General features: G+C 67.9%; 15 protein-coding genes. 11 read left to right on the top strand and 4 right to left on the bottom strand.

Features of this window, described 5'->3' with window-relative positions; translation table 11 throughout:
* Positions 1–819 (bottom strand): AidB family quorum-quenching N-acyl homoserine lactonase, encoded by an 819-nt coding sequence (gene aidB, locus AC3WLC_RS25780; protein ID WP_493686759.1) that lies wholly within the window; start codon positions 817–819, stop codon positions 1–3.
* A gap of 232 nt (positions 820–1,051) precedes the next feature.
* On the opposite strand from aidB, the gene AC3WLC_RS25775 reads away from it, so the two are divergent.
* The 6 genes from AC3WLC_RS25775 (at position 1,052) to AC3WLC_RS25750 (ending at position 7,151) form a co-directional block, all read left to right on the top strand.
* Positions 1,052–3,106 carry a DEAD/DEAH box helicase gene (locus AC3WLC_RS25775; RefSeq protein WP_493686758.1) on the top strand — a complete coding sequence of 685 codons (2,055 nt, stop codon included), beginning with the start codon at positions 1,052–1,054 and terminating at the stop codon, positions 3,104–3,106.
* 82 nt (positions 3,107–3,188) lie between these two features.
* Complete coding sequence (locus tag AC3WLC_RS25770) at positions 3,189–3,545, top strand: type II toxin-antitoxin system RelE/ParE family toxin (RefSeq protein ID WP_493686757.1); 357 nt, start codon at positions 3,189–3,191, stop codon at positions 3,543–3,545.
* A 1-nt stretch (position 3,546) separates the two neighbouring features.
* Positions 3,547–3,837: a helix-turn-helix domain-containing protein gene (locus AC3WLC_RS25765; protein WP_493686756.1), complete on the top strand. Its 291-nt coding sequence runs from the start codon at positions 3,547–3,549 to the stop codon at positions 3,835–3,837.
* A gap of 362 nt (positions 3,838–4,199) precedes the next feature.
* Entirely contained in the window at positions 4,200–5,426 is a 1,227-nt protein-coding gene (locus AC3WLC_RS25760; RefSeq protein WP_493686755.1) for an ABC transporter substrate-binding protein, read from the top strand.
* Between the two features lie 55 nt (positions 5,427–5,481).
* Positions 5,482–6,351: a carbohydrate ABC transporter permease gene (locus AC3WLC_RS25755; RefSeq protein ID WP_493686754.1), complete on the top strand. Its 870-nt coding sequence runs from the start codon at positions 5,482–5,484 to the stop codon at positions 6,349–6,351.
* Positions 6,348–7,151: a carbohydrate ABC transporter permease gene (locus AC3WLC_RS25750; protein WP_493686753.1), complete on the top strand. Its 804-nt coding sequence runs from the start codon at positions 6,348–6,350 to the stop codon at positions 7,149–7,151. The genes AC3WLC_RS25755 and AC3WLC_RS25750 overlap by 4 nt, the downstream gene beginning before the upstream one ends.
* A gap of 124 nt (positions 7,152–7,275) precedes the next feature.
* On the opposite strand, the gene AC3WLC_RS25745 is transcribed toward AC3WLC_RS25750, so the two are convergent.
* Positions 7,276–8,055, bottom strand: a complete 780-nt coding sequence (locus AC3WLC_RS25745) for a DUF2189 domain-containing protein (protein ID WP_493687151.1) — start codon at positions 8,053–8,055, stop codon at positions 7,276–7,278.
* Positions 8,056–8,276: 221 nt separating this feature from the next.
* Between AC3WLC_RS25745 and ligA the strand changes: the two genes are divergently transcribed.
* Entirely contained in the window at positions 8,277–10,427 is a 2,151-nt protein-coding gene (ligA, locus tag AC3WLC_RS25740) for an NAD-dependent DNA ligase LigA (RefSeq protein ID WP_493686752.1), read from the top strand.
* 110 nt (positions 10,428–10,537) lie between these two features.
* Here the strand turns inward: ligA and pepT are convergent, their stop codons facing one another.
* Both pepT and AC3WLC_RS25730 read right to left on the bottom strand, forming a co-directional pair.
* Positions 10,538–11,767 (bottom strand): peptidase T, encoded by a 1,230-nt coding sequence (pepT, locus tag AC3WLC_RS25735; protein ID WP_493687150.1) that lies wholly within the window; start codon positions 11,765–11,767, stop codon positions 10,538–10,540.
* Positions 11,742–12,812 carry an AraC family transcriptional regulator gene (locus AC3WLC_RS25730; protein WP_493686751.1) on the bottom strand — a complete coding sequence of 357 codons (1,071 nt, stop codon included), beginning with the start codon at positions 12,810–12,812 and terminating at the stop codon, positions 11,742–11,744. Before AC3WLC_RS25730 ends, pepT begins: the two co-directional genes overlap by 26 nt.
* A gap of 72 nt (positions 12,813–12,884) precedes the next feature.
* On the opposite strand from AC3WLC_RS25730, the gene AC3WLC_RS25725 reads away from it, so the two are divergent.
* From AC3WLC_RS25725 to AC3WLC_RS25710, 4 genes are all read left to right on the top strand, one after another.
* Positions 12,885–14,096 carry an MFS transporter gene (locus tag AC3WLC_RS25725; RefSeq protein WP_493686750.1) on the top strand — a complete coding sequence of 404 codons (1,212 nt, stop codon included), beginning with the start codon at positions 12,885–12,887 and terminating at the stop codon, positions 14,094–14,096.
* 85 nt (positions 14,097–14,181) lie between these two features.
* On the top strand, positions 14,182–15,045 hold the full coding sequence (locus tag AC3WLC_RS25720; RefSeq protein WP_493686749.1) for an AraC family ligand binding domain-containing protein: 864 nt from the start codon (positions 14,182–14,184) through the stop codon (positions 15,043–15,045).
* A gap of 10 nt (positions 15,046–15,055) precedes the next feature.
* A complete protein-coding gene (locus tag AC3WLC_RS25715; protein ID WP_493686748.1) occupies positions 15,056–15,766 on the top strand; it encodes an AzlC family ABC transporter permease in 711 nt (236 codons plus the stop codon).
* Positions 15,763–16,062 carry an AzlD family protein gene (locus AC3WLC_RS25710; protein ID WP_493686747.1) on the top strand — a complete coding sequence of 100 codons (300 nt, stop codon included), beginning with the start codon at positions 15,763–15,765 and terminating at the stop codon, positions 16,060–16,062. The genes AC3WLC_RS25715 and AC3WLC_RS25710 overlap by 4 nt, the downstream gene beginning before the upstream one ends.
* Position 16,063: the final 1 nt, after the last annotated feature.

Raw genomic sequence — 16,063 nt, 5'->3', positions numbered from 1 at the left:
TCAGGCCGGGATCAGCTCGTATCCCGCGCCGCTCTCGATGACGCGCCTGAAGCCTTCGATGTGCCCGCCGGATACGATCCAGCCTTCCCTTGCACCGCTCGCGAGGATGGCGCGGCGGGAGGCGAGGGCGGTGGTGGCGTCGAAATCATAGACGAGGCCGATCCCCGGATCGGTGGCCTGCAGGTCGGAGAGATGCAGCGCGTCGCCCCAGAGCAGCAGGCTCTGTTCGCCCTCGATCAGGTAGCCGCTGTGACCGGCAGTGTGGCCGGGGAGGGGAATCAATGTGATGCCGGGCCGCACGGAGCCGGCCGGGACAGGGCGGATGCGGCCGGCATAGTGCGTCTTCACCGCCGCCGTGACGGCAAAGCCGCCCTGCCGGTTCTGCGGCGTCTGCGCGCGATTGGCCTCGTTCCCGAAGAAACCGAAGTCAGCCTCGGGCACGATGATCTTGGCCTTTGGGAAGCGGGCATGATCGCCATCGAACAGCCCGAGCGCATGGTCACCATGGAGATGCGTGATCAGCACACGCTCGACCTGTTCGGGAGCGATGCCCGCCTTGGCCATGGCGGCGGGTGCATGGCCCATCGCCTCGCCCCAGGACGGGCCGGTGCCGGCATCGATCAGGGTGATCCCGTCGGCGCCCTTGAGGGCGAAGCAGTTGACGGGGATGCTGACCTTCGGCTTGCCCCAGCGCGCCAGAGCTTCGTCGCGGACAGCTTCGCCTTCGGCATGGATCAGGACGTCGAGCGGCGCCTCGAAGACACCGTCGTCCAGGATGAGCACGTCGTAGGAACCGAAACGCTGCCAGGTCTCGCTCATCTCGCCGATCTCCACTTCGGTGACGCCTGCTTAGATCATGCGGCTCTTCCCGCCGGCAACGGAGCGGGCGGCATGGCCGGCATTCGCTGCCGCATAAGCGATGGGCCGATGCTCCATTCCCTTTTCCCGCGATTTCCTCTATGTGCAGCGCAATATCGCGGTGCCGCATCCGGCGCCGCCCCTCGTTCTGCGTGCTGCCGACCCGCCAGCTGCAATCTAAGGCCTGACATCGATGTCCTTCATCTCCACGAGTGCGCCGCTCGCGCGGGCGCTCGCCGACCGTAATTACAGCGAGCCGACTCCTGTCCAGGCCGCCGTGCTGGAAGAGGCCGCCGCCGGCCGCGACCTTCTGGTCTCCTCGCAGACCGGCTCGGGCAAGACGGTGGCCTATGGCCTCGCCCTCGGCGCCGACCTGATCGGCGAGGCCGAGGTCCTGCCGCGTGCAGGACTGCCGCTGGCGCTGATCGTCGCGCCGACGCGCGAGCTCGCCATGCAGGTTCAGCGCGAACTCGCCTGGCTCTATGGCGAGGCCAAGGCCCGGATCATCGCCTGCGTCGGCGGCATGGATCCGCGCCGCGAGGCGATGCTGCTGGCCGAGGGCGCGCATATCGTCGTCGGCACGCCCGGACGCCTGCGCGACCATCTCGACCGCGGCCAGCTCGACCTTTCGGCGCTTAAGGCGGTGGTGCTCGACGAGGCCGACGAGATGCTCGATCTCGGCTTCCGCGACGATCTCGAATTCATCCTGGAGGCCGCGCCGGAAGAGCGCCGCAGCCTGCTGTTCTCGGCGACGTTGCCCAAGGCGATCATCGCGCTCGCCAAGAGCTATCAGCGCGACGCGCTGCGCATCGAGGTCGCTGGTACCGAGGGTGGCCATGCCGACATCGAATATCGCGCCGTCCGCGTCTATCCGCGCGAGAGCGAGCTTGCCGTCGTCAATCTGCTGCGCTTCTACGATGCGCCTTGCGCTCTGGTGTTTTGCAATACCCGCAACGCCGTGCGCCATCTCGAAGCGGCGCTGCTGGAGCGCGGCTTCGCTGCCGTCTCGCTATCGGGCGAGCTCAGCCAGAGCGAGCGCAATTCGGCGCTGCAGGCGCTGCGCGACGGGCGGGCACGCATCTGCGTCGCGACCGACGTCGCCGCGCGCGGCATCGATCTGCCGGGGCTGACGCTGGTCGTCCACGCTGAGCTGCCGAACGATTCCGAGGTGATGCAGCATCGCAGCGGCCGCACCGGCCGGGCCGGCAAGAAGGGCATCAGCGCGCTGCTGGTGCCGCCCTCGCGTCGGCGCAAGGCGCAGATGCTGCTCGCCGGTGCCGGTGTCGAGGCCGAATGGGTCGCCGCCCCGACGCAGGACGAGATCCGCGCGCTCGACCAGGAGCGCATGCTGCAGGACCCGCTGCTCTCGGGCGAAGCAGGAGAGGACGATGCCGGCATGATCGGCGCGCTGCTGGCCGGGCGCTCGGCGGAGCAGCTGGCGGCGGCACTGGCGCGGGTCTACCGTTCGCGCCTGCCGGCGACGGAAGAGGTCGGCGATCCCAATTTCAGCCATGAGGAACGTCGCCCCGCCCGCAGCACCGACGATTATGCGCAGAAGCGCACGCCCGGTGAGCGCGAGCGTGGCGAACGCTCCGGCCCGCGCGGCGAGACCGTCTGGTTCCGCCTGAGCACCGGCCGCAAGGACGGCGCCGATCCGCGCAAGCTGCTGCCAATGATCTGCCGTCGCGGCCAGATCACCCGCGACGAGGTTGGCGCGATCCGCATCTTCGATCGCGAGACCAAGGTCGAGATCGACGCGGAGGTCGCCGAGCGCTTCGCCGAGCTGACGCGCGTGCCCGATCGCGATCGGATCACGATCGAGCAGGTCGCCGGCGAAGGCGAACGCCGGGCGGCCAAGCCCTTCGGCGAGAAGGCGAGCCATGCGCCGCGCAGCGCCCACCCGGCGCGCGACGAGCGTTCGAGCGAGCGCAAGCCCTATGAGGGCAAGCGCAAGCCGTTCGGCGCCAAGCCCTACGACCCGACGCGGCGCGACCGCGAGCCGGTCTATGAGGAGACCGCGATCCTGCGGCCCGAGCGACCGTCCTTCGACAAGAAGGGCGAACAGGGCGGCAAGCCGCCGTTCGCCGGCAAGTTCAAGGGCGGCAAGAAGCCGTTCGGCGCGCCGCATGGCGGCGAGCGTCCGGGCGCCGGGGATGGCCGGCCTGCCGGCAAAAGCTTCGGCGGGAAGAAGCCGTTCGGGGCGAAGAAGCCCTTCACCGGCAAGAAGCCGCGTCGCGACGATCGCTAGTCATTCCGTTGTCCTTGGTCGGCCAAGGGATACGGTAGCATGAAGGGCTGGATTTTTATACGGCAATGCCGTATAAGGTCGCATGCACGGCGTCCTGCTGACTTCGGTGTTCGAGAGACAGGCCAAGGCGGCAGGGCTGGACGATGACGAGGTTCAGGAGATCGCCGTTGCAATTGCGAGCGATCCCCGCGGCGGAGAGCTGATGGTCGGGACCGGCGGCGCGCGCAAGATGCGCCATGCCGGCCGTGGCGAAGGAAAGAGCGGAGGCTACCGCACGATCCATTATTTCGGAGGCGACGACGTGCCGGTCTTCCTGCTGGCGCTGATCGACAAGGGCAAGCGCGCCAATCTCAGCAAGGCCGAGCGGAACGAGCTTGCGAAGGTGCTGCCGAAGATCGCGGAAGCCTACAGGGCGCAGGCGAAGACAGGAGGCCAGTGACATGACGAAGTTCGGCCAGGAACTGCTGGAGAGCGCCAACGAGGCGCTGGCAATTGCGCAGGGAACTGCAAAGGCGACCCGCACGGTCACTGTGGAGGCGGTCGACGTGGCCGCGATTCGCAAGCGCCTTGGACTGTCTCAGGACGCCTTCGCGAAGAAGTTCGGCCTCAGCGCCGCCACGCTTCGCGATTGGGAGCAGGGACGCCGGCAGATGGACCGCACGGCACGGGCATTCCTCAAAGTGATCGACCGGGCGCCGGAGGCTGTGGAGAAGGCACTGAAAGCGGCATGATCATGGTCCGTTGAGACAGCGACCGACACCATGCTCTCGATTGGCTCGATTAAGCCTGGTGTTTGGTCCTGTCACAACGGCGCGCAGGACGCGCGATCGGTCAACGCAGCCCGAGGAAGGACAGGATCGCCAGGACGACGACGACCAGGCCGACCAAGTAGATGATGTTGTTCATGGCGGAACCCCCCGCTGGTTGTTCGGTGCCGCACTTTCACGGCTGACGCGGCACTTCGTAGCGCCGCAGCATCAATCGAACGCAGCGCCGCGCGGGATTGTTCCAAAATCGTCGTATATCTGTTGCACTCGCCAGCCATCCGCTCCCACAATGCCCGGCCGGGCAGAGACCCGGACGGGGGATCGCAATGAGGACGATGGGTAAGGCGCTCGGCGCCGTGTTGATGTTGGCCGGGCTCGTTCTGCCCGCCGCCGCGCAGGACCGGCTGGTGATCGCCGGGCGCGATGCCGGCTTCGCGCCGGCGCTGGCCAAGATGGTCGAGCTCTACCAGGCCAAGAATCCGAGCGTGAAGATCGAGCGGCTCGAGCTCGGCGGCGGCCCGCTCTATGAGCGCCTCGCCGTCGGCGCGCGCGAGAAGACCGCGGCGACCGACGTCGCCATGCTCGACGACATCTGGGCGCCGGAATTCATGGCGCGCGGCTGGCTCACCGATCTCGACACCGTCGGCGGCCTGCCGGGCGAGTTCGTCAAGTCGGCGATGGACGTCTCGAAGCACAACGGCAAGCTCTATGCGGCGCCGTTCGTCGGCAACATCGCGATGTTCGCCTATCGCAAGGACCTGCTCGCCAAGCACGGCTTCGAGCGGCCCAAGACCTGGAGCGATGTCGTCAAGGCGGCGCAGGCGATCCAGTCCAAGGAAGAGGGCGTCTCCGGCCTCGTCTTCCGCGGCATCAAGGGCAACCCGATCGTCACCTCCTTCCTGCCGGTGCTGTGGGCCTATGGCGGCGACGTGGTGAGCGCCGACGGCAAGGCGGTGCTCGACACGCCCGAGGCCGAGAAGGCGCTGACCCAGTTCCTGTCGTTCAAGGCGCTCGCGCCGAAGGGCGTCGAGACCTACAACGCCACCGAACTGCGCGATGCGATCCAGCAGGGCCGCGCCGCGATCGCGGTCGAGATGTGGTCGTCCTGGGCCGGCACGCTCGACGGCAACGCTTCCAAGGTTGCGAACCAGGTCGAGGTCGTCGCTACCCCGGGCGAGGTCAAGGGACCGGCGCCGATGCTGGGCGCCTGGCTTCTCGGCATTCCCGCGGATTCGCCGAACAAGGCGCGCGCCGCCGACTTCATCCGCTTCGTCACCAGCCCCGAGAACCAGAAGCTGATCGCGCTCGAGACCGGCAACCCGCCGACCCTCGCCGCGCTGTTCAACGACAAGGATCTCGTCGCCAAGTATCGCTGGTATCCGGCGCAGCTCGAGGCGCTGAACGTCGCCCAGGCTCGCCCGCGTATCAGCCAGTGGGCCCGCGTCGAGACCATTCTCGGCGACTATCTCCAGCTCGCCCTGATCGGCCAGATGCAGCCCAAGCAGGCGCTGACCGAGGCCAACGCCCAGATCGCCCGCGCCCTGTCGCGCTGATCCCTCACGCGGGCCGCCCCCTGCGAGGAGGCGGCCCGCTTTCCGTCTGGACATAATGACTGCTTCCCGCCGCCTGCTGCCCTGGCTCCTGCTGACGCCGGCGCTGCTGATCTTCGCCGGGCTGACGCTCTATCCGCTCGGGCGGACGCTGGCGCTCTCGCTGTTCGCCACCGATTACGGCTTCGAGAACGCCAAGTTCGTCGGGTTGGAAAATTTCGAGGAGCTCTGGGGCAGCCGCTTCTTCCGGCAGGCGGTGACCAACACCGTGCTGTTCACGGTGGTGTCGACCGTACTCGAGGTCGCTGCCGGGCTAGGGCTGGCGCTGCTGCTCGACCGCGCGTTTCCCGGCCGCACGCTGATCATGACGCTGCTGCTCGCACCATTCGTGCTCTCGACCATGGTGGTGACCGCGATCTGGCGAGCCTGGTTCCATTTCGATCTCGGCTTCCTCAACAACCTCCTGCGTACCGTGGGCCTGCCGGGCGTGCCCTGGCTGTTCGATCCCAATCTCGCGCTCTGGTCGATCGTGATGGTCGACGTCTGGCAGACCGCCCCCTTCGCCTTCCTGATCATCTTCGCCGGGCTCCGGCTGATCCCACAGGACGTCTACGAGGCGGCCCGTGTCGACGGCGCCGGGCCCTGGCGGCGCTTCCGCGACATGACGCTGCCGCTGCTCGCGCCCTATCTCTTCGTCGCGGCGCTGCTGCGCTCGGTCGACTCTTTCAAGCTGTTCGACAAGGTCTACGCCATGACCGGCGGCGGCCCAGGGCAGGCGACCGAGACCGTCTCGATGTTCGTTTACCGGCAAGGTTTCCGCTTCTTCGACATCGGCCTGGCCTCGGCGGCTGCGGTGGTGATGATCGCCGTCGCCGGCCTGCTCGCCGTCGTCTATGCGGCGTCGCTGCTCAAGGGGGCGGGCCGATGATCCGGATCATCGCAGCCTTCGGCCTTTGCGCGCTGTCGCTGATCCCGCTGGTCTGGATGGTCGCGACCTCGTTCAAGCCGCCGGCCGAATATGTCTCGACCTCGATCGCGCTCTGGCCGCAGGACCCGACGCTGACGCATTACCGCGTGCTGCTCGACGGTGGGATGTGGCGCCTCGGGCTCAACAGCATCGTGGTGGCGCTCGGCACGGTCGGCCTGTCGCTGCTAGCCGGGCTGCCGGCGGCCTATGCGCTGGCGCGCTTCGAGCTGCCCAGGCGCTTCGACATCGTCTTCCTCGGCTTTGTCTTGGTGATCAAGCTGGCGCCGCCGATCGCGCTCGCTATCCCGCTCTACCAGGTGCTGCGAGCACTCGGCCTGCTCGACACCCATCTCGGGCTGATCCTCGCCAACCAGATCCTGGCGCTGCCCTTCGCGATCTGGATGCTGCTCGGCTTCGTGCGCGACGTCCCCTATTCGTTCGAGGAGGCGGCGATGCTCGACGGCGCCGGCTTCCTGAAGCGGCTGCTGGAGATCGTCGTGCCGCTGCTGATGCCGGGGCTGGTCGCGACGGCGGTGTTCGTCGCGATCATGAGCTGGAACGAGTTCCTCTTCGCGCTGCTCTTCATCCAGACGCCGTCGAAATTCACGCTGCCGGCCTTCATCGCGACGCTGATCAACGAGGACGAGACCTTGTGGGGCAAGCTCTCGGCGATGGGGCTGATCGCCTCGCTGCCGGTGCTGTTCGCGGTCGGGCTGGTGCGGCGCGGGCTGACGCGCGAGGTGTCGGTCGATCAGCATTGAACAAGATCGTCATTCTCGGGCGAAGCGAAGCGCAGACCCGAGAATCTTGTGACGGTGAGGCGCCGATCAGCGCCTCACCCGGCCTGAGATGCTCGGGTCAAGCCCGAGCATGCCGTGGTAGCGCCTACCGCGGCACGACCTTGCGGTAGAGGTGCCAGCTGGCGTGGCCGAGGATCGGCATGACCAGGATCAGGCCGACCAGCACCGGCAGCGAGCCGAGCACCAGCAGCGCCGTGATCGTCATGGCCCAGTACAGCATGCCGCGCGGGCTCTTCTCGACCGCCGCCATCGAGGTTTTCACCGCGGTCGCCATGCTGACATGCCGGTCGAGCATCAGCGGGAAGGAGATCACCGTCATCGAGAACACCAGGATGGCGAAGAGCAGCCCGAGCGAGTTGCCGAGGATGATCATCGTCCAGCCATTTGCCGTGGTCAGCAGCGGCGTCATGAAGCTCTCGAAGGAATCGAGCGGGACGTCCCCCATCAGCCAGCGATAGACCAACCAGGCGCTGAACAGCCAGGCGAGGAAGACGCCCATCAGCAGCGCGCCGAGCGTCGCGATCTGGCCGATGCCGGGCGAATGCACGACGTCGAGCGCATGCTTCCAGGAGGTGTCCATGCCGGCTTCACGGCGGCGGCTGATCTCATAGAGGCCGATCGCCGCGAAGGGGCCGAGCAGGGCAAAGCCCGAGGCCAGCGGGAACAGCAGCGGGAAGATATTGTAGCTCACCGTCAGGCGGGCGAGCAGGATGCCGGCGATCGGATAGATCAGCGCGATGAAGAGCAGGTGGCTCGGTTGGGCGATGAAGTCGGCATAGCCCTGTCTGAGCGCATCCTTGATGTCGGAGATGCCGATCTCATTGACGGGCAAGGCATCGGCAGGCGCAGCATCGTTCGCCGCCATCGGGGGATGATGGATATGGGTATCGGCCATGGCGTTCTTCCCGGTTGCGGCCCGGTTCGCCTGGCGGTCCTGACGCGATCCTCCGGTCAAGACCTGCGAGGCGTCGAGCATCCATTTCAGCGGGGGAAGCCTACACCCGACGCGCTCCTGCCACAAATCGGCGTACCCAAATCGTGAAACAGGCGCTTCGCAGAGAACTCCCCCTGAACTAGAACTGCGCCATGTCTCAGACTGTTCCGACTCCCGTCGAAGATCTGACGCCCGAAGCCGCCCGCGCCGAGCATCAGGCGCTCGCGCCCGAGATCGCTGCCGCCAACGAGGCCTATCACAGCGACAGCGCGCCGATCATGGACGACGCGACCTTCGACGCGAAGTTCCGCCGGCTGACCGCGCTGGAAAGCGCCTTTCCGGAGCTGAAGGGGGCGGAGGCGCTATCCGACAAGGTCGGCGCCAAGCCGTCGGGCAAATTCGCCAAGATCCGGCACCGCGTGCCGATGCTCTCGCTCAACAACGCCTTCGCCGACGAGGACATCGCCGATTTCGTCACACGCGTGCGCACCTTCCTCGGCCGCAAGGACGACCAGCCGATCGCCTTCACTGCCGAGCCCAAGATCGACGGGCTCTCGCTCTCGTTGCGCTACGAAAACGGCGAGCTGGTCAGTGCTGCGACCCGCGGCGACGGCGAGGAGGGCGAGGACGTCACCGCCAATGCCCGCACGATTTCCGAGATTCCGCACCGGCTGAAGGGCAAGGACGTGCCCGACATCGCCGAGGTCCGCGGCGAGATCTATCTCGGCCATGCCGACTTCGCCGCGATCAACCAGCGCCAGCGTGAGAAGGAAGAGCGCGAATTCGCCAATCCGCGCAACGCCGCCGCCGGCTCGCTGCGCCAGCTCGACGTCTCGATCACGGCCTCGCGGCCGCTGCGTTTCTTCGCCTATGCCTGGGGCGAGATGCCGGTCCTGCCTGCGCCGACGCAGTTCGGCGTGGTCGAGGCCTTCGCGCGCTGGGGCTTCAGGACCAATCCACTGATGGCCCGCTGCGAGAGCGTCGAGGCGCTGCTGGCGCATTACCGGTCGATCGAGGCGCAACGCGCCACGCTCGGCTACGACATCGATGGCGTGGTCTACAAGGTCGACGATCTCGCGCTGCAGGCCAGGCTCGGCTTCGTGGCGCGGGCGCCGCGCTGGGCGATCGCGCACAAGTTCCCGGCTGAGCTTGCCACCACCGTTCTGGAGGCGATCGACATCCAGGTCGGGCGTACCGGGGCGCTGTCGCCGGTGGCACGGCTGAAGCCGGTGACGGTCGGCGGCGTCGTCGTCACCAACGCGACGCTGCACAACGAGGACTATATCCGCGGCTTCGATTCGAAGGGCCTGCCGATCCGCGACGGCAGCGACATCCGCATCGGCGACACCGTCACGGTGAAGCGCGCCGGCGACGTGATCCCACGCGTCGAGGCGGTCGACCTGGTCAAAAGGCCCGCCGACGCGCAGCCTTACGTCTTCCCGACGAGCTGCCCGGTTTGCGGCTCGGATGCGGTGCGCGAGCACAATCCGCGCTCGGGCAAGGAGGATGCGGTGCGCCGCTGCACCGGCGGGCTGATCTGCGAGGCGCAGGCGGTCGAGCGGCTCAAGCATTTCGTCTCGCGCGATGCGCTCGACATCGATGGGCTCGGCGACAAGCAGATCGAGTTCTTCCACGACGATCCCGACCTGCCGGTGAAGCAGCCGGCCGACATCTTCACGCTGGCGCAGCGTGATGCGGCCAACCTCAAGAAGCTGAAAGACAAGGAAGGCTTCGGCGCGACCAGCACCAAGAAGCTGTTCGAGGCGATCGACGACCGGAGGAAGCCCCCGCTCAATCGCTTCATCTTCGGGCTCGGCATCCGGCATATCGGCGAGACCAATGCGCGGCTGCTGGCGCGCCATTACGGCTCGTTCGAGGCGCTGCAGGCCGCCTGCCTCGCCGCCGAGAACCCGGAAAGCGAGGAGCGCGCGGCGCTCGACGCGATCGATGGCGTCGGCCCGACCGTGGTCGAGGCGCTGCTGCAGTTCTTCGCCGAGGAGCACAATCAGCAGATGCTTGCCCGGCTGCTGGGCGAGGTCGAGCCGCAGCCGCTGGAAGCGGTGGCCTCGTCCAGCCCGGTCGCCGGCCAGATCGTCGTCTTCACCGGCGCGCTGGAGCGGATGACCCGCGACGAGGCCAAGGCGATGGCCGAGCGGCTGGGGGCCAAGGTCGCCGGCTCGGTCTCCTCGAAGACCGATCTGCTGGTGGCGGGACCGGGTGCGGGTTCCAAGCTGAAGGATGCGGCCAAGCACGGCGTCAAGGTGATCGACGAGGCCGGCTGGTTCGAGCTGGTCGGGGGGTAGGTTCGTCGTCATGCTCGCCCTTGTGGCGAGCATCCACGTCTTGAACCCTGCGCTGCGCGAATGAAGACGTGGATGGTCGAGACAAGCCCGACCATGACGGAAAATGGCGGCTAGTTCCGCCCCGCTGCCAGCGTGCAGATCATCCGCGCGACCTCATAGGACTTCTCGAAGGCCGGGACCGGCAGGAACTCGTAGCGCGAGTGGAAGTTATAGGCGCCGGTGAAGAAATTCGGCGTCGGCAGGCCGCGGGCTGAGAGGGCAGCGCCGTCAGTGCCGCCGCGCATCGGGATCTGCTTCTTCCCGATCTGCAAGCGCTCCAGCGCGCCGAAGAGCAAGTCGACCGGGCGCTGGTCGTCACCCAGGCTGTCATGGATGTTGCCATAGGTATCGCTGACCACGCAGTCGACCCGGCCGGTCGGGTAGAGCGCGGCGATCTCCGTGGTGACCTCGCTGAAACGGCGCTTACGCGCTTCGAAGCGTTCCTTGTCGAAATCGCGGATCAGCGCGCCCAACCTGGCTTCGCTGGCATTGGCGGTGATGGCGTTGAACCAGACATAGCCCTCGCGACCCTCGGTATTCTCCGGCGTCTCTGCCCGGTCGAAGCGGCTGATGAAATCCTGCGCCATCAGCACCGGGTTCACCAGCACGCCCTTGGCCGACATCGGATGGGTGCTGACGCCGGTGAGGGTGATCTCCACAGCGGCGGCGTTGAAGTTCTCGATCACCACTTCGCCGAGCTCGCAGCAGTCGATCGTATAGGCGAAGTCGCAGGGGAAGCGGGCGAGGTCGATGACCTTGGCGCCGCGCAGGCCGATCTCCTCGTCCGGCACGAAGGCGACGGCGATGTCGCCATGCTGGTCCTGCGGGCTCAGATTGGCGAGCAGGGTCATGATCACGGTGATCGCCGCCTTGTTGTCGGCGCCGAGCACGCTGGTGCCGTCGCTGGCGATGATCTCGGCACCCTGCCAGTCGCGCAATTGCGGATGCTCGGCGACGCGCAACCAGATGTCCCGGTCGCGGTTGAGGCAGAGGTCCTCACCCTCGAAGCGCAGGAGCTGCGGACGGATATCGGGCGAGAGGCCGGCGTCGAAGGTGTCGAGATGGGCGATGAAGCCGATCCTGGGCGCATCCGGCACGGTGCCGCGCTTCAGCGCCGTGACGGTGGCGTGGTCGTCGATCGCGACATCGTCGAGGCCGAGCGTGCGCAGTTCGTCGGCCAGGAGTTCGGCGAGGTGCTGCTGGCCCGGCGTGCTCGGCAGCGTCGTCGCCTCGATGTCGCTCTGGCTGGAAACTGCGACATAGCGGAAGAAGCGCTCAATCAATTGCTGGCGGATGGTCATGGTCGTCCCGTCGAAGGCGTAGCGGTCCGTGATCGGCAAGGCGCCCCGAGGCGCTGCCAGCAGGAGAGGCATCGACCGGCCGCGTCGCGCGGATCGGCGGCTCGGCATTGCGGAAATGGCTCGGCGACTTGCCGATCACGCGCTTGAAAGCGCGGCTGAAGGACGCCTCCGAATCGTAGCCGAGGCGGCGCGCCACGGCCGAGATCCGCATCCGGTCGCGCTCCAGCCATTGCCGGGCCTGGTGCATCTGGACCTGCAGGACATAGCGGGCCGGGGTCTCGCCGACGACGCTGGCGAAGCGCTCTGCGAAGGCGGAGCGCGAGGCGTGCATCACCTTGGCGAGCGCATCGACCGTCCAGTCCTCGCTCGGGTTGAGATGGATCGCGGCGAGCACGCGGCCGATATCGGGATCGCGGGCGGCGGCGACCCAGCCGCTGGCGCTGCCGCAGCCGCGCTCGACCCAGGAGCGGATCAGGGCGGCGGCGACCACATCGGCCAGGCGGGTGAGGATGCCGCCGGCGCCGACGCGATCGAGCGCGAGTTCGCACGCCATGGTGGTCAGCAAAGCGGGAATGGCCGGCTCGGCCACAGCCATCTCATGCACCCACATCAGCTCCGGCATCATCCGCAGCATCGGGTGCTGGGCGTCGACGTTGAAGCAGAGGCTGGCGCTGAAGAACAAGGTCGCGTCGCCTTCTCCCGCCCCGCCGCGCGCCTCGGCGATCTCGCCGCAGCAGTGCTGGAAGGCGCAGTTGCCGTTGGGCTTCGCCGAGAGGCCGGGCTCGCTGGCAAGCGCATGCTCGACGCCGCGGGGCATCAGCACGGCATCGCCCTGTTCGAGCCGGCACCACTCGCCCTCGGGCGTGCGCAGCCAGCAGCCCCGCTCGGCCATGAAGTGCAGGCGCGCCGCCGGCTGAGCCGGAAACAGCAGGCACCAGGGCGTCGTCATCTCGTAGCGGGCGTAGTCTACGCCTTCGAGCCGGAGGCCGCGAAGCATCTCCGTCAGCGGGTCCGGTCCCGATCTTCTGGACGATTGGTCAAGCATACCGGGTTTTCTAGCATGGAAGCTCCAGGCGGTCACGCCTAACTCCGGTGTCCGATCTTCCTGGAGCGACCTATGTCGGATTCCTTGTCAGCTACAGCCGATGCCGAACTTGTCGGCATCGTGCCCGAAGAGCGCACGGCCGCCTGGCCTGCGGTCTTCGCCCTCTCCATGGGCGTGTTCGCGCTGGTCAGCGCCGAATTCCTGCCCGCCAGCGTTCTGACCTCGATCGCCGCCGATCTCTCGATCAGCGTCGGCGCCGCCGGGCAGACCGTCACCGTGACGTCGCTGGTCGGTGTCGCCGCCGCGATCTTCACGCCGATCGTCACCAGCCGCTTCGACCGGCGCCTGGTGCTGTGGTCGCTCTTGTCGCTGCTCGCTTTGTCGAGCCTGGTCACGGCGCTGGCCAACGGCTTTACCATGCTGCTGGCGGCGCGCTTCCTGCTCGGCCTTGCCCTCGGCGGCTTCTGGTCGATGGCGCCGGCGCTGACGCTGCGGCTGGTGCCGGCGCAGTCGGTACCGCGCGCGCTGGCACTGATCTCGGCCGGTGTCTCGGCCGCCTTCATCGGTGGCGGGCCGCTCGGAGCCTATCTCGATTCTCTGATAGGCTGGCGGGCGGTCTTTGGGCTCTCGGCTGCGCTCGCCGGCGTCGCCCTGCTGGCGTTGCTGGCGACGATGCCGGCCCTGCCGCCGCAGGCGGCCCCGCGGCTGGGCACGTTGGGAGTGCTGTTGTCGCGACCGAGCATTCGGCTGATGCTGATCTCGGTACTCGTCATCATCTCCGGGCAGTTCACCGGCTTCACCTATATCCGCCCCTTCCTCGAGCATGCGCCGCAGCTCGGCGTCGCGGCGATCACTGTCGTGCTGCTCGGCTACGGCCTCGGCAATGTCGTCGGCAATTTCGCCGGCGGCGCGGTGGCGGGGCGCGGCGTCAAGCTTGCGATCGTCTCCTTCGCGCTGGCGATCGGGGTGCTGGCGCTGGTCATGCTCCAGTTCGGCGCCTCGCCGATCGTGGCGGGGATCACGGTGGCACTCTGGGGCTTCGCCTTCGGTTTCGCGCCGGTCGGCTTCCAGACCTGGATGGTGCGCGTCGCGGCAGACCATGCCGAATCGGCGAGCGGGCTCGTGACGGCGGCCTTCCTGGTCGCGATCGCCAGCGGCGCGGTGCTGGGCGGCCTCCTGGTCAACCATGTCGGCGGCCTCGGCCCGATCGGTTACATGGCGGTGGCGACGCTCGCAGGCGCGCTCCTGGTGCTGGTCGCCGGCAAGGAGCCGCCGCGCCCCTGACTCCTGACAGATGGCGACGGTCGCGTGATCGTCGCCATCACTTTTCTTCAAGACATGAGGGCGCGGTTCCGCTCTATCTTGCGCCATGGATCTGATCAGCCAAGGCGACGCGTTGCAGGAGATGCCGCTCCGGGAGGGTGAGCACGCCCGCCTGTTCACGGCGGCGCGCTTCTCCGGGCTGGAGTGCCTGTCGGCGCGGTTCTCGACCCACACCTATTCGCCGCACGCCCACGAGACCTATGCGGTCGGCACGATCCTCTCCGGCTGTGAGCTCTGGCATGCGCGCGGCCGCACGCTCTTCGCGCGCACCGGCGATCTCGTCTTCAACCACCCGCTCGATGTCCATGACGGCGCGCCGAGCGAAGGCGGCTATCGCTACCGGATGACCTATCCGACGATCGAGCTGATGCGCGAGGTCGCGATCTCGCTGACCGGCGACGAGACGATCGGCACGCCCTTCTTTCCCGAGCCGACCGTGCAGGACCCGGAGGGCTCGGCCCTGTTCTCCGAGGCGCATCGCGCGCTGGAGGAGGGCGGCGATGGCCTCGCCGGCGAGGAAGGCCTGCTGCGCGCCTATGCCTGGTGCCTGTCGCGCCATGCCGATCTCACGATCCGTGAGATCGGGCGCGAGCGCGGCCCGATCGCGCAGGCCAGGGAACTGCTCGAGCAGCGCTATGACGAGGATCTGTCGCTGGCCGATCTCACCCAGCGCTCGGGTCTGCCGCGGCATCACCTGATCCGGGCCTTCCGGCGCGAGACCGGGCTGACGCCGCATGCCTATCTCGTCGATGTCCGCGTCCGCCGCGCCCGCGAGCGGCTGCGGCGCGGCGAATCCCCCGGCGCGGTCGCGGCCGCCACCGGGTTCTGTGACCAGGCGCATCTGACCCGCGCCTTCAAGGCGAGGCTTGGCGTGACGCCGGGCGTCTTCCGCGCCGCCCATCACGGCTGATGGACAAAGCATGAGTTGGAAAACAGAAGCCCGTGCCGGGCTGGGCGACATCTGGCCGGCGGCGCTGGCGGCCGTGCCGATCGGCCTGCTCTTTGGCGCCCTCGCCGCCGGCAAGGGCCTCTCGCCGTTCGAAGTCTTCCTGATGAGCGTCCTCGTCTTCGCCGGCGGGGCGCAGTTCGCCGCGGTCGAGCTCTGGACGCACCCGGCGCCACTTTTCGCGCTGGTGTTCTCGACGGCGCTGATCAATGCCCGCCATATCCTGATGAGCGCCTCGATCGCCCCGAAGCTCAAGGGCTTCTCGACCGCGCAGATCTTCGGCGGGCTCTATTACATGGCCGATGAGAACTGGGCGCTGGCCGAGAAGCGGGCGCGCAGCCATCCGGTCACGCCGGCCTATTGGTTCGCCATGGTCGTGCCCTTCGTCCTCGGCTGGCTGACGACCTCGACGACCGGTGCGATCATCGGCGCCGCGCTCGGCGATCCCAAGCGCTACGGCGCCGATTTCGCCTTCACCGCGCTGTTCATCGCGCTGACCGCTGCCTTCTGGAAGGGGCGCGTCACCGCCTGGACGGTGGCGGCTGCCGGTATCGCCTCGGCGCTGGCCTACAAGCTCGCCGGGCCGCCCTGGCATGTGCTGGCGGGCGCGCTCTGCGGCCTCGCCGCGGCTTGGATCGCCGCCGGCGACCTCGCTGACAAACCTGTCGAAAGCCCGGCCGAATGAGCCTCGATCCGATCAATCTCGCGGCCTTTGTCGGCATGGCGCTGGTGACCTATCTCACCCGCATCGCCGGCCTTGCCCTCGTCGGCCGCCTCAATCTCTCGCCGCGGGCGCAGGCCGCCTTCGACGCGATCCCGCCGGCCGTGTTGATCGCGGTGATTGCGCCGAGTGCGCTCGCGACCGGCTGGCCGGAGACTGTTGCCGCGCTGGTCTGCGGCCTCGCGGCGACGCGCCTGCCGTTGCTCGGCGTGGTTGGCGTCGGCGTCGCGACCGTGGTTGCCTTGCGCATGGTGGCCTGAA

The sequence above is a fragment of the Allobosea sp. GW821-FHT03A12 genome (assembly GCF_058986765.1).
Note: the sequence above shows the minus strand (reverse complement) of the source record. Positions and strands in the feature narration are given on the sequence as shown.